22 protein-coding genes and 1 pseudogene are annotated in these 17,691 nt (G+C 70.4%); 13 read left to right on the forward strand and 10 right to left on the reverse strand.

Annotated features, from left to right (window positions below; all coding sequences use genetic code 11):
• Positions 1-36: 36 nt before the first annotated feature.
• A complete protein-coding gene (locus tag ACIBQX_RS49455; RefSeq protein ID WP_397017582.1) occupies positions 37-483 on the forward strand; it encodes a DUF6294 family protein in 447 nt (148 codons plus the stop codon).
• A gap of 107 nt (positions 484-590) precedes the next feature.
• Here the strand turns inward: ACIBQX_RS49455 and ACIBQX_RS49460 are convergent, their stop codons facing one another.
• Positions 591-1,310 (reverse strand): TetR/AcrR family transcriptional regulator, encoded by a 720-nt coding sequence (locus ACIBQX_RS49460; protein WP_397017584.1) that lies wholly within the window; start codon positions 1,308-1,310, stop codon positions 591-593.
• Positions 1,311-1,396: 86 nt separating this feature from the next.
• On the opposite strand from ACIBQX_RS49460, the gene ACIBQX_RS49465 reads away from it, so the two are divergent.
• From ACIBQX_RS49465 to ACIBQX_RS49480, 4 genes are all read left to right on the forward strand, one after another.
• On the forward strand, positions 1,397-2,341 hold the full coding sequence (locus tag ACIBQX_RS49465) for an ATP-binding cassette domain-containing protein (protein WP_397017586.1): 945 nt from the start codon (positions 1,397-1,399) through the stop codon (positions 2,339-2,341).
• Complete coding sequence (locus ACIBQX_RS49470; protein WP_397017588.1) at positions 2,338-3,159, forward strand: ABC transporter permease; 822 nt, start codon at positions 2,338-2,340, stop codon at positions 3,157-3,159. The genes ACIBQX_RS49465 and ACIBQX_RS49470 overlap by 4 nt, the downstream gene beginning before the upstream one ends.
• 252 nt (positions 3,160-3,411) lie before the next feature.
• Entirely contained in the window at positions 3,412-5,220 is a 1,809-nt protein-coding gene (locus ACIBQX_RS49475; RefSeq protein WP_397017590.1) for an SDR family NAD(P)-dependent oxidoreductase, read from the forward strand.
• 43 nt (positions 5,221-5,263) lie between these two features.
• Entirely contained in the window at positions 5,264-6,043 is a 780-nt protein-coding gene (locus ACIBQX_RS49480; RefSeq protein ID WP_397017592.1) for an SDR family oxidoreductase, read from the forward strand.
• A 142-nt stretch (positions 6,044-6,185) separates the two neighbouring features.
• Here ACIBQX_RS49480 and ACIBQX_RS49485 read toward each other — a convergent pair whose 3' ends face one another.
• From ACIBQX_RS49485 to ACIBQX_RS49495, 3 genes are all read right to left on the reverse strand, one after another.
• A complete protein-coding gene (locus ACIBQX_RS49485; protein ID WP_397017594.1) occupies positions 6,186-6,602 on the reverse strand; it encodes an SRPBCC family protein in 417 nt (138 codons plus the stop codon).
• Positions 6,603-6,678: 76 nt separating this feature from the next.
• Entirely contained in the window at positions 6,679-7,557 is an 879-nt protein-coding gene (locus ACIBQX_RS49490) for a helix-turn-helix domain-containing protein (protein WP_397017596.1), read from the reverse strand.
• A 65-nt stretch (positions 7,558-7,622) separates the two neighbouring features.
• Complete coding sequence (locus ACIBQX_RS49495; protein WP_397017597.1) at positions 7,623-8,003, reverse strand: bacteriocin fulvocin C-related protein; 381 nt, start codon at positions 8,001-8,003, stop codon at positions 7,623-7,625.
• Between the two features lie 113 nt (positions 8,004-8,116).
• On the opposite strand from ACIBQX_RS49495, the gene ACIBQX_RS49500 reads away from it, so the two are divergent.
• The 3 genes from ACIBQX_RS49500 (at position 8,117) to ACIBQX_RS49510 (ending at position 9,836) form a co-directional block, all read left to right on the forward strand.
• Positions 8,117-8,656: an ATP-binding protein gene (locus tag ACIBQX_RS49500; RefSeq protein ID WP_397017598.1), complete on the forward strand. Its 540-nt coding sequence runs from the start codon at positions 8,117-8,119 to the stop codon at positions 8,654-8,656.
• A gap of 88 nt (positions 8,657-8,744) precedes the next feature.
• Entirely contained in the window at positions 8,745-9,218 is a 474-nt protein-coding gene (locus ACIBQX_RS49505; RefSeq protein WP_397017600.1) for a pyridoxamine 5'-phosphate oxidase family protein, read from the forward strand.
• Between the two features lie 69 nt (positions 9,219-9,287).
• A complete protein-coding gene (locus tag ACIBQX_RS49510) occupies positions 9,288-9,836 on the forward strand; it encodes a GNAT family N-acetyltransferase (RefSeq protein ID WP_397017602.1) in 549 nt (182 codons plus the stop codon).
• Here the strand turns inward: ACIBQX_RS49510 and ACIBQX_RS49515 are convergent.
• Positions 9,826-10,824: an SDR family NAD(P)-dependent oxidoreductase gene (locus ACIBQX_RS49515; RefSeq protein ID WP_397017604.1), complete on the reverse strand. Its 999-nt coding sequence runs from the start codon at positions 10,822-10,824 to the stop codon at positions 9,826-9,828. The two genes, ACIBQX_RS49510 and ACIBQX_RS49515, sit on opposite strands and share 11 nt — an antisense overlap.
• A 74-nt stretch (positions 10,825-10,898) precedes the next feature.
• On the opposite strand from ACIBQX_RS49515, the gene ACIBQX_RS49520 reads away from it, so the two are divergent.
• On the forward strand, positions 10,899-11,849 hold the full coding sequence (locus ACIBQX_RS49520; protein ID WP_397017606.1) for an AraC family transcriptional regulator: 951 nt from the start codon (positions 10,899-10,901) through the stop codon (positions 11,847-11,849).
• 109 nt (positions 11,850-11,958) lie between these two features.
• Here the strand turns inward: ACIBQX_RS49520 and ACIBQX_RS49525 are convergent, their stop codons facing one another.
• The 3 genes from ACIBQX_RS49525 to ACIBQX_RS49535 form a co-directional block, all read right to left on the reverse strand.
• Positions 11,959-12,804 (reverse strand): oxidoreductase, encoded by an 846-nt coding sequence (locus tag ACIBQX_RS49525; RefSeq protein ID WP_397017608.1) that lies wholly within the window; start codon positions 12,802-12,804, stop codon positions 11,959-11,961.
• Entirely contained in the window at positions 12,801-13,154 is a 354-nt protein-coding gene (locus tag ACIBQX_RS49530) for a nuclear transport factor 2 family protein (protein ID WP_397017610.1), read from the reverse strand. The genes ACIBQX_RS49525 and ACIBQX_RS49530 overlap by 4 nt, the downstream gene beginning before the upstream one ends.
• Before the next feature lie 102 nt (positions 13,155-13,256).
• The gene (locus ACIBQX_RS49535; RefSeq protein WP_397017612.1) at positions 13,257-13,433 is read right to left on the reverse strand and encodes a hypothetical protein; all 177 of its coding nucleotides are present in this window, start codon (positions 13,431-13,433) and stop codon (positions 13,257-13,259) included.
• A 109-nt stretch (positions 13,434-13,542) separates the two neighbouring features.
• Between ACIBQX_RS49535 and ACIBQX_RS49540 the strand changes: the two genes are divergently transcribed.
• Entirely contained in the window at positions 13,543-14,016 is a 474-nt protein-coding gene (locus tag ACIBQX_RS49540) for a MarR family winged helix-turn-helix transcriptional regulator (RefSeq protein WP_397017614.1), read from the forward strand.
• Between the two features lie 12 nt (positions 14,017-14,028).
• Here ACIBQX_RS49540 and ACIBQX_RS49545 read toward each other — a convergent pair whose 3' ends face one another.
• Entirely contained in the window at positions 14,029-14,826 is a 798-nt protein-coding gene (locus ACIBQX_RS49545; protein WP_397017616.1) for an endonuclease/exonuclease/phosphatase family protein, read from the reverse strand.
• A gap of 52 nt (positions 14,827-14,878) precedes the next feature.
• On the reverse strand, positions 14,879-15,343 hold the full coding sequence (locus tag ACIBQX_RS49550) for a nitroreductase family deazaflavin-dependent oxidoreductase (protein ID WP_397017618.1): 465 nt from the start codon (positions 15,341-15,343) through the stop codon (positions 14,879-14,881).
• Between the two features lie 361 nt (positions 15,344-15,704).
• On the opposite strand from ACIBQX_RS49550, the pseudogene ACIBQX_RS49555 reads away from it, so the two are divergent.
• The 3 genes and pseudogenes from ACIBQX_RS49555 to ACIBQX_RS49565 all read left to right on the forward strand — a co-directional run.
• Positions 15,705-16,229 (forward strand): annotated as a pseudogene (locus ACIBQX_RS49555) (class I SAM-dependent methyltransferase); the annotation flags it as partial.
• 303 nt (positions 16,230-16,532) lie between these two features.
• A complete protein-coding gene (locus ACIBQX_RS49560) occupies positions 16,533-17,045 on the forward strand; it encodes a GNAT family N-acetyltransferase (protein ID WP_397017622.1) in 513 nt (170 codons plus the stop codon).
• A gap of 261 nt (positions 17,046-17,306) precedes the next feature.
• Positions 17,307-17,507, forward strand: coding sequence for a hypothetical protein (locus ACIBQX_RS49565; RefSeq protein WP_397017620.1), 201 nt, complete (start codon positions 17,307-17,309; stop codon positions 17,505-17,507).
• The last annotated feature ends 184 nt before the right edge of the window (positions 17,508-17,691 follow it).

Genomic DNA, 17,691 nt, shown 5'->3' on the forward strand with positions numbered 1-17,691 from the left:
CCACAAAAATCCCCTTAAAGAGAAGGAAACAGTGTCATGCGTAGAATCCGCACGCTCGTCGGCTCGACCCTGGCCGCGCTGGCCCTGACCGCGGGGCTGTCACTCCCGGCCACCGGGACGGCCCACGGCGACAACGCGCTCGCCTCCAAGAGCTTCACCTGGAACCATATGACGGCGGGCGACTGCACGATGTTCCATGGCGCACGGTGGATCTTGTACTCGAACGGCACGGCGACGTTCGACGCCACGGTCACCAGCAGCGGCAACAACGACGCCTGGCTGATGTGGGCGCGACTCAAGGACGCCAACGGCGCCGTGCTCGGCTCACTGGCCAACGCCGACATCCAGGACCCCGCCGACAGGGCCAAGTTCGTCAAGAACCTGCCCAGCCGCACCCAGCGATACCGATGGTTCGCCTCCGGCAGCTTCAACGCCGCCAAGTACCACCTCATCAAGCGCATGTCGCTGGGCAAGCACTGCTGAGCCGGGACCGGCACGCCTGACCCGCACCTCAGCGAGGAGCAGAGGTCCCGCCCTCCAGCAGGAGGACGGGACCTCTTCACGGGCCGCGCCGGAGTCCCGGAGCCCGGCTACTTTGCCGGCAGGGCCGCGGCGATGCAGTCGAGGACGCGTTCCAGCCCGTGCCGGAACTGCTCGTCGCGGCTCAGATGCGGCCGGCTGGCCTGCGTCACGATCTTGCTGAAGATCGGATACTCCCCGCTCTCCAGCAGCTGGTGGACGCGCGCGGAGCTCCGTGCCATCCACTCCGACTCGCTGAGCCCGCTGCGGCGGACTTCCTCGGCCGAGCTGACCTCCTCGCGGACGGCGCCCTCGACGTAACCGTTCAGCATGGCCATGAGGCCGAAGTTCTCGTCGATGGAGACGTGGGCGTCGAGGGCGCCCATCACCCCTTCGATCAGGCGCAGCTGGTTGGGGCCGAAGCTGGGGAGCGACCGCTGCACGGTGGCGATCCACGGGTGCCGCAGCCACATCGCCCGCAGCCCCTCGGCGTAGCGGGTCAGGTCCGCGCGCCAGTCGCCGGAGGGCATGCCGTCGACGTCGATCTCGCCCTGCAGCCGGTCGGCGATGAGCTCGACGAGGTCGTCGCGGCTGGGGACGTACCGGTAGAGGGACATCGCGCCCGCGCCGATCTCGGCGGCGATGCGCCGCATGGTGGCGGCCTCCAGCCCCTCGGCGTCGGCGATCCGGATCGCCGCCTCGGCGATCTGGGCGCGGCTGTAGGCCGGCTTGGGCCCACGGGCCGGGCGCTCGGGCCGCATCCAGATGCTCACGTACTCGGCGTCGGTCACCGCTCCACCTCCCCCTTGCGTACATCGTACCCAATAATCTAGTGTGACCGCCATAACCGCGTACAACGTACCCAGTTGGAGGGATCATGGCGGATCCGATCGTGGTCGCCGAAGGGCTGCACAAGTCCTTCGGCGGCACCCACGCCCTACGGGGCCTGAACCTGAGCGTTCCGCCGGGAACGGTCTGCGGCGTGCTGGGACCGAACGGCGCGGGCAAGACGACTGCGGTGCGCATCCTGGCGACCTTGGCCGATCCCGATGCCGGGCACGCCCGCATCGCCGGATACGACGTCGTCCGCGACGCCGCCGAGGTGCGGGCCCGGATCGGGCTCGCGGGCCAGTACGCCGCCGTGGACGAGAAGCTCACCGGCCGCGGCAACCTGCGCATGTTCGGGCGCCTCTACCACCTGTCCCGGCGCCAGGCGCACCAGCGGGCCGACGAGCTGCTCGACCGCTTCGGCCTGATGGACGCCGCCGATCGCCAGGTCGCCGGCTACTCCGGCGGCATGCGCCGCCGCCTCGACCTGATCACCTGCCTCATCCTGCGCCCCGAGGTGCTCTTCCTGGACGAGCCGACCACCGGCCTGGACCCTCGCAGCCGCGGCGAGATCTGGGACAGCGTCCGCGAGCTGGTGGCGGACGGCACCACGGTCCTGCTCACCACCCAGTACCTGGACGAGGCCGACCGGCTGGCCGACGCCATCGCCGTCGTCGACCACGGGCAGGTGATCGCCACCGGCACCCCCGACGAGCTGAAGGCCACGATCGGGGACCGCCTCGACGTCGTCCTCGAAGACCCCGCCGCGTTGCGTCCGGCGGCGACCGCACTGAACGCCCTGACCGGGACCGAGCCCACGCTGACGGGCGCCGACCGGCTCAGCGTCGCCCTGCCCGGCGGCGCGCTGCGGCTCGCCGACATCGTGCGCGAGCTCGACCGCGCCGAGGTCGCCGCGGCCGACGTGCGGCTGCGCCGCCCCACCCTCGACGAGGTGTTCCTGCGCCTCACCGACCGCAAGGAGTCCGTACGATGACCGCCCGCACCCTGCCGCTGGGCCACCGCCTGCGCTGGACGTTCGCCGACGGGCTGACCCTGGTCGGCCGCGAGCTGGGGCGGCTGCGCCAGGAGCCCGGGGAGCTGGTCGCCGCATTGATCTTCCCTGCCGTCATGGTGGTGCTGTTCGGGTACGTCTTCGGCAGCGCGATCCAGGTGCCGGGCGGCGGCGACTACCGCGAGTACCTCATGCCCGGCCTGTTCTCGATGGTGACGTTCTCGTCGCTCATGGGGGTCATGCAGCGGATGGCCTCCGACGCCTCCAAGGGGGTGATGGACCGGTTCCGCTCCATGCCGATGGCGCGCTTGGCGGTGCCGTTCGGGCAGACGGGCGCCGACCTGCTGACCGGCCTGCTGATGCTGGCCATCATGGTGGGCGCCGGCCTGCTGGTGGGCTGGCAGCCGCACCGCGGCCTGATCCCGACGGCCCAGGCGTTCCTGCTGATGATGGTGCTGCGGTACGCGCTGAGCTGGGTGGGCGTCCATGTGGGCCTGGCGGTGAAGAACGACCAGATCGCCGACGCGATGGTGCCGCTGTTCCTGCCGTTCACGATGCTGTCGAACGCGTTCGTCCCGACCGACGGCATGCCGGGGTGGCTGCGCTTCCTGGCCGACTGGAACCCGGTGAGCGCGCTCACCGCCGCATCCCGGGAGCTGTTCGGCAATCCGGGGGTGACGTCCGGAGACGTGGCCTGGCCTCTCGCGCATCCGGTGGCCGCCGTCCTGCTCTGGTCGGCCGCGCTGCTGGTGGTGTTCGTCCCGCTGTCGGTCCGTACCTACGAGCGCAGGGGCCGGTGACCGACCGGCCCGGTGGGGCGGGCCACCGGCGGGCCACCGGCGGGCGGCGAGCTCGCGTCGGCCGGGGCGCCTGGACCTGTCCCGGGCGGTCATCGAGCATCCGGCGGGCCGACGATCCGGATCTCCGGGACCCTGGGGTTGGGACGCCTGAAGATCCGCCACGCACGACGGTGAGACCGGCGCCGGGACTACGCGGGCACGACCTGGGGAAGGCGACCATCACCTGCTGATGTTCCTACCGGAAGGACGGACATGACCGCGACCCCGCTGGGCGACTTCCTGCGCGCCCGCCGCGAAGCGCTCAAGCCACAGGACGTGGGGCTCCCCGAGACCAGCCGACGCAGGGTCAAAGGCCTGCGGCGCGAGGAGGTGGCGCTGCTCGCCGGCATGAGCATCGACTACTACGTACGGCTGGAGCAGGGACGCGAGTCCAGCCCCTCGCCGCAGGTCGTCGAGGCGGTCGCCCGCGCGCTGTGCCTGGACGCGCCCGCCACCGCGCACCTGTGGCGGCTGGTCCGCCCCGCGGAGGCGCGCACCTGGCGGCGGGCGCGGGACACGACCGTCAGCCCGCAGCTCCTGCAGTTCATGGACGGCTGGTCCACCTCGCCCGCCTTCGTGCTCGGCCCCGCCCTGGACATCCTGGCCTGGAACCCCATGGCCGCCGCGCTGCACGAGGGGTTCGGCCCGGCCGACAACCTGGCCCGCATGGTGTTCGCGGATCCCGCCGGGCGGGAGTTCTACCAGGAGTGGGAGCGGGCGGCGCACTCCTGTGTGGCGGAGATCCGCGCCGCCTACGGACACGACCCGGACAACCCGCGCATCGCCGAGGTCGTGGCGGACCTGTCGGAGCGGAGCCCGGAGTTCGCCGAGCTGTGGGCTCGCCACGACGTCAAACCCAAGACCCAGGAGGGCAAGCACCTGCGCCATCCGCACGTGGGCGATCTGCACATCCTGTTCTCGGCGTTCACCGTGAACGGGGCGCCGCACCAGCAGCTCGTCGTCTACCAGGCCGAACCGGCCGGCCCGACGGCGCAGGCCTTCGAACGGCTGCGCGCGCGGGCCGACGACGCGCTCGCCCGCGCCCTGCGGGTCTCCGGCGCGCGCGCCCCTCAGGGTTCCTGGGTACGTCACTCCCAGGAAGTTCTCAGCCTTCAACCCAGGCACCGCCCTCGGCAGAGTGGTGGGGGTCAGACCAAGGCGACGGAACGAAAGGACACCGTCATGACCACCTGGTTCATCACCGGAGCATCCCGCGGCCTCGGCGCCCAGATCGCCCGCACCACTCTCGGCAAGGGCGACGACGTCGTCATCGCGGTCCGCGATCCGGCCCGCGCCCCGGAGGACCTCAGGAAGGCGGACAACGTACTGACCGTCGCCCTGGACGTCACCGACAGCGCGGCCGTCCCCGCCGCGGTCCAGGCCGCGGTCGATCGCTTCGGCACCATCGACGTGCTGGTCAACAACGCCGGCCGCGGCCTGCTCGGCGCCTTGGAGGAGATCACCGACGCCGAGGCCCGCTCGCTGTTCGACCTGAACGTCTTCGGCCTCATCGACATGACCCGCGCCGTGCTGCCCGTCATGCGCCGTCAGGGCTCCGGCAAGCTCGTGCACATCGGCTCCCGGTCGGGGTTCGAGGGCGAGCCGGGGGTGAGCATGTACTGCGCCTCGAAGTTCGCCGTGGCCGGGATCAGCGAGTCGCTGTCGAAGGAACTGGCGCCGTTCGGCATCCAGTCGATGGTGGTCGAGCCGGGCGTCCTGCGTACCGACTTCCTCGACGCCGGCTCGCTGTCGGTGCCGGCCGGCCGGATCGCCGACTACGACGGCACGCCCGCCCATGTGACCCTCGACTGGGCGGGCACCGCCAACCACACCCAGCTCGGCGACCCGGTCAAGAACGCGGCGCTGATCTACGAGGTCGCCTCGCAGGAGACCTTGCCCACGCACCTGTACCTGGGGCCCGACACCCTCGACCGGCTGCGGGTCAAGCTGGATCAGATCGACCGGGACGTGGCCTCCTGGCGGGAGAAGTCGGCGGCCACCGCGTACGACGACGCCGCCTGACCCCATCCGATCAGGAAGTTCTCGCACTCAGGAGGTTTCTGCCATGACCGCCGCTCTCCTCACCGGAACCCCGCTGTCCGACCGCGTGGCCGTGGTCTCGGGCGCTTCCAGCGGCATCGGCGCCGCCACCGCGCTGCGGCTGGCCGAGCTCGGCGCGAAGGTCGCCGTGCTGGCCCGGCGCAAGGACCGGCTCGACGACCTGACCGCGTCCATCAACGCCGCCGGCGGCACCGCGCTCGCCGTCCCCGTCGACGTCACCGGCCGGGAAGCCGTCCGTGACGCGGCGGCCGAGGTCGCCGCGCGGCTCGGCACCGCCGACCTCGTCGTCAACAACGCCGGTGTCCAGCTCATCTCGCCGATCACCGAGCTGAAGCAGGACGACTGGCAGCGCCAGATCGACCTGAACATCACCGGCGTCATGAACGTCATCGGCGCCTTCCTGCCGCACCTGACCGCCGCCGCCGACGCGGGACGGACCGCCGATCTGATCACCACGTCCTCGATCGCGGCGACCCGGATCCTGGAGAAGTTCTCCGTCTACTCCGGCACCAAGGCCTACATCAGCCATCTCACCCGGCTGCTGCGCGTCGAGCTCGGCCCCAAGAACATCCGGGTGGCCACGGTCGAGCCCGGCATGGTCGACACCGAGCTGCCTAGCCACGTCACGGACCCTGACGCCAGCGCCCTCATGGAGGGGCTGCTGACCGAGATCGACCCGCTGCGGTCGGCGGACGTGGCCGAGACCGTGGCGTTCGTCGCCGCCTCGCCTCGCCACGTCAACCTCACCGAGATCACCATCCTGCCCACCGCGCAGGCTGTCTGACCTGCGCCCACCGCCCGGCTCCCGCACCACGAGCCGGGCCGGCCTCAGGGCGCGTCGAAACCGCCAGGGCCGCATACTGCACCGGCGGCATCCAGGGGGGCCGCTTGACCGCTCTCCCGGTGAGCCTACGCGGCTGACGAGGTCAACCCGGGTTCGTGGGATATGCGGCGAGACCGTCAGCCATACGTTGCATGAAACGGGTCAGGTACCACCGCCAGAAACCACCGGAGAGCGGCATCTTGGGGTCGAAGGTGGCGGACCAGGTGATGTCGGTGCCCCCGCCGGGTGCGGGGGCGAGATCGACGGTCCCGAGGTAGGTCCGGAAGGGCCCGCCCGCGTTGTCGTAGACGAACCGCCGGTCGGTGATCAGTTCGACGATCCGCTCCCGGGCGACGTTGCGGCCGGTGCGGAAGATCCTGGTGTCGCCGACCTGCTGCCGGCCCCCGGGGTCGCCGTCCTCGACGTCGGCGGAGTCGATCGGCGACCACGACGGCCAGGTGGCGGCGTGCGTGAGCGCCGCGAAGACGGCGTCAGGGGCGGCCTGCGAGCGTGCGGTCACACGAAAGGAGTACGGCATGCTCCGAACGTAGGGGCGGCCGCCTTCCGGGGACATGCGCGCGATTGACGATGATCGATCAATTCTTGCGGTATGCCGAGGGACGGACACCGGTCTGGCGCAGGAAGGCCGACGACAACGCGCCTGGACTGGCGAACCCGCACCGCCGGGCGATCCGCTCGATGCTGAGGGACGTGGTGGACAGGAGCCGCTGCGCCTGCTCGATCCGTAACCGGGTGAGGTACCGGTGCGGCGTCTGGCCGGTGGCCTCCCGGAAGACGCGGACGAAGTGGTACACACTCAGGTGGATCTCGGCGGCGATGACGGCCAGCGTCAGAGGCTCTGCCAGACGCTCCCGCATGATGGCGACGCCCGCCCGGACGGCGGCGTGCTCGGGACCGGGCAGGCGCTCGCTCCCGCCCTGGGTCAGCAGGTGCGTCGTGAGGAACGCCGCGGCGGACTCCGCGTACAGGTCGCTGACGCCGCTGGTGCCCGCCAGCGAGCGGAGCACCTGTTCGACGACCGGATCCCCGGCCCCCAGGCCGGCGGACAGCGCCTCGAAGTCGGGCTCATGACCGCCCAGCGCTCCGATGGTCCGCTGGACGGTCGGCGCGGGGATGTGCACCTGGACGGTGCTCAACCCGGACGTCGCCCGGTAGCTGACCGTGGTGGCGCGGCCAGGGACCATGATCTCCAGATGGCCCGGAACCCAGCGGCGCCGGACCGGTTTCCCACCGGCGTGCATCCGCACGTCCGCGTTCCCCGCCACGCAGAGCACGAGATGCAGGTCGGAGACCGCGGGGAGCGGAAGGTGCTCGGCTTCGGCGGCATGGTCGAAGCCTTGTACGAGCAGTGATCGCCACCCGGCGTCGTCCCAGCTGTTGTACGTGTGCCGCACGTACGCCGAGGTGTCGAAGCCGGCATAGGACGCCAGATCGAAGTCAGGCGAGTCGAACACCCCCCGAGTCTAGTCAGCGGTCACCTCCCTGAGGGGTGCGCGATCGGCAGATCCGGCCCGGCCGATCATCTGATGGCGCATGTTCCCCCGATGTCTTCGGGTCCGAGGGTGGCCAGAAGCTTGCGGGCTTCGTCCTTGCCGAACGCGGTAATGGTGGCCTCGCTGAGCCGGTCGAGCTCCGGGTCGGGTCCGCTGCCCGGCCGGAAAGTCTCTTCGTCGCGCATGGTCACTTCGATCTCGTCGAGGATGCGCCGCTGCTCCGCCGTCAGCTCCGGGTGCGTGGCTCGGTATCGAATGAGCTGCTCCAGCCATAACCGGCTGCGTGTCCCCGCTGAGAGCTGGCCGTAGATCGCGCGCCTGCGGGCCATGGGATGGGCGATGAACTCGTCATAGGTCTCAGGGAGACGATCGTCGCCGCCTGCCTGAGCATGCTGGTCTTCGTTCATGATCTCCTGCCGGAACGATAGGGGATGGGCTGAAGATACGGTCCATGGAATGTCGGCCGCGACCCATTTGACGCTCCCCCGCCGTTTCCCGTCTGCACGAAAGGTCTCTGAACATGCGGCGATACGTTCTCACCGGCACGCCGGGCGCGGGCAAGACATCGATCCTGCGTCGCCTGGGCGGGCTCGGCCATGAGGTCGTCGAGGAGGCGGCGACGTCGGTCATCGCACAGGCGCAGGCGCGAGGTGAGGAGCAGCCGTGGACTCAGGCGTCCTTCATCGACGAGATCGTCGCTCTGCAGCGTCAGCGTCAGTTGGCGGCCACTGGCCCTGTTCAGGTGTTCGACCGGTCGCCGGTCTGCACCCATGCCCTCGCCACCTACTCGGGGTGGCCGGTGTCCCCGGCGCTGACCGCGGAGCTCGAACGGATCACCTCGGAAAGGATTTACGAGCGACAAGTGCTCTTCGTCCGTAATCTAGGGTTCTGTGAGCCGACCGCGGCCCGGCGGATCAGCTTCCAGGAATCGCTGGCCTTCGAGAAGATCCACGAAGAGAGTTACCGCGCGTTCGGCTATGAACTCATCGACGTCTCCGCCGGCGAGCTGGCCCACCGCGTCGCCGCGGTCCATTCAGCGATCTCCGGGCCCACCCCGTGAAACGACGCCTGCCGCCAGTCGTTCAACCGGCTCGACGGGGCAGATCGCCGGGTCCTGGTGCTGACCGATGGGCGCTACCCTGACCACCGTGAATCTTCCTGCCCGCTCCCTCGACCGCCGCATCCGGGACACCCTGGACCGGCTCGAACGCGACGTCGACGCCTGGTTCGCCACCGCCGATCCGGCCGGCCTGCCGTACCTGATGCCGCTGTCGTTCCTCTGGGACGGCCAGGCCCTGCTCATCTCCACGGCCAGGACCAACCCGACGGCCAGGTTCCTGGAGGCCACCGGCAAGGTCCGGGTGGCGCTCGGGCCCACGCGCGACGTCGTCCTGATCGACGCCGAACTGCGCGAAGTGATCCCCGCCGCCGAGCTCCCTGCCGAGGTGGGCGACGCCTTCGCCGCCAAGTCGGGCTTCGACCCCCGCGAGCAGCGGGGCGCCTACCCCTACTACCGTGTCGTCCCGCGCCAGATCCAGGCCTGGCGCGAGGTGAACGAGCTCGCCGAACGCGATCTCATGCTCGACGGCAGGTGGCTCAACGAACCGGACACGCTTCGTTGAGCTAGGGGCGGTGACGAGGTGCATGGTCACCGTGCCGTAGCGGGACCGGTCTGCTGGGATACTCCGGCCATGGACACGAGCGCGAGGACGGACCGGACACGGCGGGGCCAGGCGCCGGAGACCGAGCCGGGCCGTCCCCTGGTGTGGGCGCTGCGTTCCGCCGAGCCGGCCGACGTCGAGGTGATCGCGGAGCTGCGGGCGACGGTGATGCGGCCGGACCTGACACGGTTGGGACGGTTCGACGAGCATCGGGTCAGGCAGCGGCTGCGGGATTCCTTCTCCCCGCGGCACACCTCGGTCATCGTGGCCGCCGGCGCTCTGGCGGGCTGCGTCGCCGTGCGCCCGGCCGAGGACGGGCGATGGCTCGAGCACTTCTATCTCGCTCCGGCCCTGCAGGGCCGGGGACTCGGATCGGCCGTCCTGCGGACCCTGCTGAAGCGCATCGACGCCGACCAAGCGCTCGTCCGCCTGAACGTCCTGCAGGGCAGCGCCGCCCAGCGGCTGTACGAACGTCACGGGTTCACCGTGGAGACCCAGGACCCGATCGACGTCTACATGGTGCGGCAGCCGGGTGCCACACGGACGGAAGGCCCACGAGGCGCCTCGCCTACGCCTTGATCAGCTGCTCGCTCAGCTCCCAGAGCCGCTGGGCCGACACCGGGTCGATGGCGTGCGGCACGACGTCGGACGAGACGATCGGCTCGGTACCGAAGGTGATGGGCTCCGGGGCCTCGTCGAGCGATGAGATGTCGTTGTTCCTCAGGTAGACGCCGCCGATCTCGGCTAGCAGCGGACTGGTCGCGGCGAACACGATGGTGCCGGCCCCCTGGGCCGCGGTCTTCTTCTCACGTTCGGGGTCGATGATCGGCCGGCCGGACGCGTCGATCAGACCCATGGCCAGGTTCATGGCCCGCACCTGGTCCTCGGGCATCGAGTTGCCCAGGTTCGTGCTGACAACGATGCCCGGGTGCACGGCGTAGCCGCGGATCCCCTCTTCGGCCCATCGGCGGTCCAGTTCGACGGCGAACAGGACGTTGGCCGTCTTGGACTGGCCGTAGGCGAGGTGGCCCTCGTAACCGGTGGTGAAGTGCGGGTCGTCCCAGCGGATGTCCGAGAGCCGGTGGCCGCCGGACGTCAGGTTGACGACCCGGGCGCCGTGCGCGGCGCGCAGCGCGGGCAGCAGGCCCAACGTCAGCTGGAAGTGGCCGAGATGGTTGGTCGCGAACTGCGATTCGTACCCGCGCGCGTCCCGTACCAATGGGCCGCCCATGATGCCGGCGCTGTTGATCAGGATGTGGAGCGGACGGCCGGAAGCGAGGTAGCGGGCGGCGAAGGCGTCGATCGACGCCGGGTCGAGCAGGTCCAGCCGGTCGATCTCGCCGCGCTCGACTCCGGCCAGCGCGGGGGCGGCGCGGTCCGGGTTCCGCGAGCCCACGGTGACGGACGCGCCGGCCTGGCTGAGCGCACGCGTGGTCTCCAGGCCGAGCCCGACGTGGCCACCGGTGACGACGACGTTCTTGCCCGACAGGTCGATGCCCTGGAGAACCTCGCCGGCCGTCGACGCCGCGGTGAAACCCGACTTCAAGGGGTGCTGCTTGTGTGTCATGCCTTCCAGTCTGCGTACGGCCTCCCACACTCTGAATAGTTGTCAGTCCGCATTTCTTGCGCGATAGTACGGAAATGGCCGCTGACCACCTGTCGGAAGTGTTCGACGTCGTGGAGGTCCGCAGCGCGGTGTCGGGCGGTTTCGCGGTGCGGGGCCCCTGGGTGGCGCGGGCCGATCTCCAGGACCCGCTGAAGCTCATCGCGATGGTGTGCGGCCGAGGCCGGCTGATCACCGACGGCATCGACGAGCCGATCGAGCTCGGACCGGGCGACGTCGCCATCCTGAACGACCGGTCGTGGCTGCACCATGAGGGCGGCACCGGTGACGGACCGCGCCAGGAGATCCTGCCCGAGCAGAACTTCACCCGGCTCGTCGGCGCCGACCCCGGCACCGACGACGTCGTCATCGGCGCCTCGGTCGACATCAACCCGGCCGGCCGGGCGCTGCTGCTGCAGGCGCTTCCGCCGGTGGGACATGTCCGGGCATCGGCCGCCGCCGCGACCGGCCTGCGCGGCAGTCTCGACCGGCTGTTCGACGAGGTGACCGGGAACCGGATGGGCGCCGCGTTCGCGATCCGGCAGTACGGCCAGCTCCTGCTGCTCGAGGTGCTGCGCGCCTACGTGGGCCAGGCCGAGCTGCCCCCGGGATGGCTGCGCCTGCTGACCGACGAACGGCTGCGTCCGGCGCTCACCCTCCTGCATGCCGACCCCGCGAAGCCGTGGGGCCTGGAGGAACTGGCCCGCGCCGCGTCGATGTCGCGGACCTCGTTCGCCGAGCGCTTCAGGACCGTGGCGGGCGTCCCACCGCTCACCTATCTCAACCGCTGGCGGATGCTCCTGGCGCAGCGAGCTCTTCGTGACGGCGATGTCCGCGTCGGCTCGCTGGCGGGCGAGCTGGGTTACGCCTCGGAGAGCGCGTTCAGCACCGCGTTCAAACGGGAGGTGGGCGAATCACCGCTGCGCTACCGATACCGGGTGCGGGGCCCGGCGACCCCGGAACGGATCCGGCCGGCTCATCCGCGGTGATGCGAGAAGTCCGGTCGAGAAGAACGACCGGCACGATGGCCGCCGCCGGGCCGGCACCGATCCAGCGGCCGTGCCCGTCCGTGATCGAGGGCGCGCAACCGGGGTCAGGTCATCCGCCTGGGGCGAAGTCCACGGAGCGGGAGACATTCTCGTGGGCGCGGATCTCGGTGATCGTGCTCTCCAGCTCGTCGATCACCGCGTCGTATCCGCCGCCCCCGAGCACCAGGCGGCGGGGCGGATCGTCCTGATCGATCGCCGTCACGACGGCCCGCGCCCCGTGAAGGGGATCACCGGGCTGGCCGCCGTCCTGCTCGATCATGGCCGTACGGACACTCTCCAGCATCGGCCGGTAGTCCTCGATGCTCTCTCGCACCGGCTCGCCGGCGAATCCGGCGTACGCGCGGGTACGGAAGGCCCCCGGCTGTACGGCCAGCACCTTGACTCCCAGCGGTGCCACCTCCTGGCGCAGGACGTCGGTCATGCCCTCGACGGCATGCTTGGCCGCGCTGTAGTAACCGAAGCCGAGCACCCCTCTCAGCCCGGCGACGGAGGAGACGTTGACGATCCAGCCGTCGCGCCGGGCGCGCATGCCGGGCAGGACGGCGCGGGTGACCGCCAGGACGCTGAAGAAGTTGAGCTCGAACAGCTGCCTGACGGCGGCGTCGTCCATGCCCTCCACCGAGCCGTACCATCCGCGTCCGGCATTGTTGACCAGGACGTCGATGCCGCCGAAGTGCGCCTCGGCGGCGGCCACGGCCTGCTGGACCTGCCGGGTGTCGGTGACGTCGAGCTGGAGCGTCAGCACCCTGTCGCCGTACGGCTCGGCCCAGTCGCGCAGCTCTGCGGGTCTGCGGGCGGTCAGAGCGACGCGGTCGCCGGCCTCCAGGGCCGCCTCGGCGAAGGCCATGCCGAATCCGCCGGGCGTGCCTCCGGTGATGAACCAGGTCCTGTTCATGGCTCGATGACCAGGTGGCGGATGAGGCCGTCGCCCAGGGAGAAGCGGAAGCGCAGGTCCACGGTGCCACCGGGGAAGTCACCGGCCAGGTGCTGGGTGACGGTGTAGTCCTCCTCGCCTGACCGCTCCGCCGCGATCGGCGTGATCGTGTACGTGTAGGCGACGGAGGCATCCCCCATCCACGCGGCGATGGCGGTGGTCCCGGTGTGGGTCTGGCCCTCGTCGACGACTGTGGCATCGGCGGCGAACAGGTCCAGCTGGGCCGTGGTGTCGTGGTCGCGGTGGGCGGCCAGGTAGGCGGTGACGGCGCCGGGCAGCGCGTCGAAGGCGATGGCCTGGTTCTGTGGCATCGGTGTTCCTCGCATGTCAAGAGCGGACGTACCAGTCACTTCTGAAATCGAATCGACTCACTTCGATAGTAGCAGTGACTGGGCCGAGGTCGTCCACGACACTCAGGAGAAGTGCATGACCACGGCCAGCCCGACGATGTGCATGGCCGCCACGGCGGTGAGCAGCGCGACGAACACGAACTTGGCCGGGCCGTGCTCGAAGTGCTTGCCCTCCTTCAGGGGAGGCAGCTTGGCCTGGCGCTCGGCGATGCGCTCCTCGATCGGCTTGCGGTTAAACATGGGAGTCCCTCCCGGGGCCGGGCCCGCATTCGATTTGCGTGGCATATATTGGTGTACTATTGATTTGTACACCAACTAATTTAGCAGAGTTCACCGGAGGAGTGCGCGTATGGCCGCTGTGAGAGAGGCAACAGATCTCCTGGCGCTGGACCGGCAGGTGTGCTTCGCCCTCAGCATCGCCTCCCGCAGCGTGATCGGCCTGTATCGGCCGCTGCTGCAACCCATGGGGCTGACCCACCCGCAATACCTCGTCATGCTCGCGCTCTGGGAGAACGAGCCCCTGTCGGTCAAGGAGCTGGCAGAGCTGCTCCAGCTCGACCCGGGCACGCTGTCCCCGCTGCTCAAGCGCCTCCAAGCCCTGGGCTACCTACGCCGCGAGCGCAACAGTAAGGACGAACGCGCCCTGGCCGTGACCCTCACCCCCACCGGCCGGCAGCTCAGGGCCGAAGCGGAGAAGATCCCCCCGGCCATCGTCGCCCGGCTCGGCATGGACCTCGAAGAGCTCGAGCACCTGCACCGGTCGCTGACGCGGGTGATCGCCGCGACGCACCGCGCCAACGCCACAGAGACGCAGGACGCCTGACACGCCGAGGCGCTACCGCAGCGTTTCCAGATCCATCGCGACGCCGAAGTGGTCGCCGGCCCAGACGCCGTCGACCGGCTGGTCGAAGATCTGCCAGCAGTCCACCAGGCGCAGCGTGGGGCCGTTCCCGTGGCAGCGGACGAAGAGATAGTCGATGCGCCTGCCCGTCTCCAGCGGCCAGTTCCCGCCCGCCACGAGCGGATTGACCGGAGTGAAGGTATGTCCCGCGTCATGAGGATGGGCCCACTGCCACGCATCGCGGTAGGCCACGCTCATTCCTCCCAGGGACTGCAGGCCACTCCAGAAGCGGACGCCGGCCGAGTCCGGCGTCGCGTCGAAGTCTCCTGCGACCACCACGTGCAGATCCCGATCACCGAGCATCTCCTCGACCAGCCGCGCCGCCTGGACGGCCTGAAGCTCACGCTCAAGCTCGTGGCCCAACCGGAAGGAGGGCTTGTGGTTGACGAACAGCAGCGGCTCCGGCGCCATGACCTCCACCAGGCCGATCCAGCCGGCGAACTCCGACAGGTTCACGCGAGGTGTGACGGCCAGTCTCATCTGCCGGATCTCGCCCAGCGGCCAGCGACTGGCGATCGAGGCCCTGGTGCCGTCGGCCTCCCCCTGCTCCTGATGAACGACGTGGTAGCCGGCGCCCAGCAGGTCGGTGACCTGGTCGTAGTGGTCGGTCACGACCGATTCCTGGAAGGCGACGAGGTCGGGGCGCAGGTCACGCAACCCGGCGATCAACACTTCCCGGCGCTCGCTCCAGGAGCCGTGCCGAGCCCAGAGGTTCAGTGTGGCGACGCGCATGTCCCGGCACTACCCCCTGAGCCCGGTTCAGCCGTCCGGCAGGTCACCGGAGTCACCGGCGGGTGAGCCGGACCACCGGGTACCGCCGGTCGGATTTGCTCTGGTACTTCGCGATGCGGGGCTGGGCGGCGGCGATGCGCTGCCATGCCCGCTCTCGTTCCGCGCCGTCGAGCACGTGTGGCGTCACCGGGACGGGGCCGCGGCCGGGCAGGTCGATCGACGCCCGGCCGGGGTGCGCCATCAGGTTGGCATGCCAGTCCGGGTGCTGACTCCCGCCGCCTGACGCGACGATCAGCCAGCCGTCCTCGCCGCCGGCGAACCACGCCACAGGCGTCTCCCGCGGCTGCCCGCTCCGGCGGCCCACCGTGTTCAGGATCAGCACGTCCATGCCCATGAACGTGCCGCGGCCACGCCGGATCTTGCGAACCATCCGGGCGTTCGCCTTCCGCTGCATCCACCGCGACAACGCTCCCGGCGTACCGGGCTTGCGCTTGCCTGCCCGCTGGTCCTGGGTCACTGGCCACTCCCATCGGTCGAGGTGATGTCCATGGCAGTCACAGTAGGTACGACTCGGTGGCGGGCGCTTCTCCGTTCCTGCTCGGCTTGACGACCCCGCCGGCTCGCTCGTCGTTCATCTCCCACAAAGCCGTGCCGCCACGAGCTGCTAAGCTCTCCCCTGATCGGTGTTGGATTCCGGTGAGAGGGAGGTGAGGTTCGATGACCGCGGTGAAGACCGCTGCCATGCGCAGCGCCCGGACATTCCTCACGTCCCGGGCCCCGGTCTGACCCACTTCTTCCCCTCGCCGTAGCCGTCCGGCTTCCGAGGCGGGGGTGACGGTTGCGTCTCGTCGGGGCCCCTTCCCGCAAAGGGTCTCACGTTGTCAAACCGCTTCACAGATCGTTCCGACGAAGGAACGGTCGTCGCCCCGCACGACGCGATCGCCGGTCCCGTCGCGGCGGCGTTCTTCGCCCTGCACCACGGCCTGCCCCGCCAGGGGCCCGGCTCCGACGCGACCACCCGCCGCCTGCTCGCCCTGGCCGGACCGCTGCCGCCGCGCCCGCGCGTGCTGGATCTCGGCTGCGGGCCGGGCCGCGCCGCCCTGGTGCTGGCCGAGGAGGCCGCCGTCGAGGTCACCGCGGTGGACCTGCACCAGCCGTTCCTCGACGAGCTGACCGAAGCCGCCGCCGCCCGCGGCGTCGGCCACGCCATCCGTACGCTCCGGGCGTCGATGGCGGAGCTGTCCTTCCCCGATGAGAGCTTCGACCTGATCTGGGCTGAAGGATCCGTCTACACCATCGGTTTCGACACCGCGTTGCGCTCCTGGCGGCGGCTGCTCGCCCCCGGCGGCACGCTGGTCGTCACCGAGTGCGAGTGGACCACCGATTCACCGTCCGCCGAGGCGCGGGCGTTCTGGGACGGGCAGTACGCGCTGCGTACCCACGACCGGAACGCCGCTGCGGCGCGCGCTGCCGGATACACCGTCGCCGCGCTGCACCCGCTCCCCGACCGCGACTGGTTCGCGGAGTACTACACGCCGCTGTCGGCACGAGCCCACGCGGCCGACCTGACCGTGGCCGGGATGCGCGAAGCGGTCACGGCCACCCTGCGAGAGATCACCATGCGCCACGAGCACGGCATGGACTACCAGTACACCGGCTACGTCCTGCGCCCGCGGGCAAGCGAAGAAACGGATGCGAACCCTGCCATGACCACCTCCTGGATCACCCGTCCCGAGACCGCCGCCGACCTCGACCGGATCCGCGAGGTCAACCTCGCCGCCTTCCCCACCCCGCTGGAGGCGGACCTGGTCGAGGCGCTGCGCGCCGACCCGGCGGCGTGGATCCCCGGCCTGTCCTGGGTCACCGAGGCACCCGACGGCACCATCGCCGGGTACGCGCTCCTCACCCGATGCCACGTTGACGGCTCTGCGGCGCTCACCCTGGGCCCGTGCGCCGTCAGGCCCGAGCACCAGCGGCGCGGCGCCGGTTCGGCCGCCGTCCACGCCGCCCTCGACGCCGCCCGGCAACAGGGGGAGAACCTCGTGCTCGTGCTCGGCCACGCCGAGTACTACCCCCGCTTCGGCTTCGTCCCTGCCTCGGGCCACGCCATCCGGCCGCCCTTCGACGTCGAGGACAAGTACATGATGGCGCTCGCCCTCAACCCCACCCGGCCCGTGCCGTCCGGCACCATCCGCTACCCGGCCGCCTTCGGGGTCTGACCCATCGAAACGACCGGTGAGCTGCAGACGGGGTCGCTCACCGGTCGTTCCGATCCCTGTGGCGGGAGGTGACGGTGTGACCGCCCCCGCCGCCGGGCGGGCCCCGAAAGCGTTCCTCCGTACGTGACCGGCCCACATATTTCATCTCGGAGACGACCTCGAACGGCGTCTCGGAACGTCTCTTCACCCTCGGCGACGTCCCCCGCGTGCTCTGGTCACCCATCGACGCCACCGGCAGCCGTCCCCTGGTGCTGCTGGGCCATGGCGGCGGACAGCACAAGCGGGCCAGCGGCCTGGGTGGCCGTGCCGGTCGAGTTCCTGCTTCAGTGGGACGACGAGCTGGTTCCGCGTGACGCGGGCCTGGCGTCGTTCGGCGCCTTCTCCTCCCGCGAGAAGACGCTCCTGCGGAGCCTGCCGGGGCGAGCGCCGGCGTCGAAGGGCGCTGAGGCCGCGGGGTGGTGAGGGTCGCGCTGCTCCCACCACCCCGTCCGAAGTCCTCCGCATCGGCCGCTTCACGGACTCCGTGGGTCACGCACCGTCAGACTTCTTCGACGCTGCTCGGCTCACGCCGGGACAGGTCGATACCGAGCTCCTCCGCGGCGCGGAAGACGTCCTCGTCGGTGTCACGCATCTCGATGGACATGCC

Origin of the sequence: Nonomuraea sp. NPDC049714, from assembly GCF_044465295.1 — a bacterium.
Classification (GTDB): Bacteria; Actinomycetota; Actinomycetes; order Streptosporangiales; family Streptosporangiaceae; genus Nonomuraea.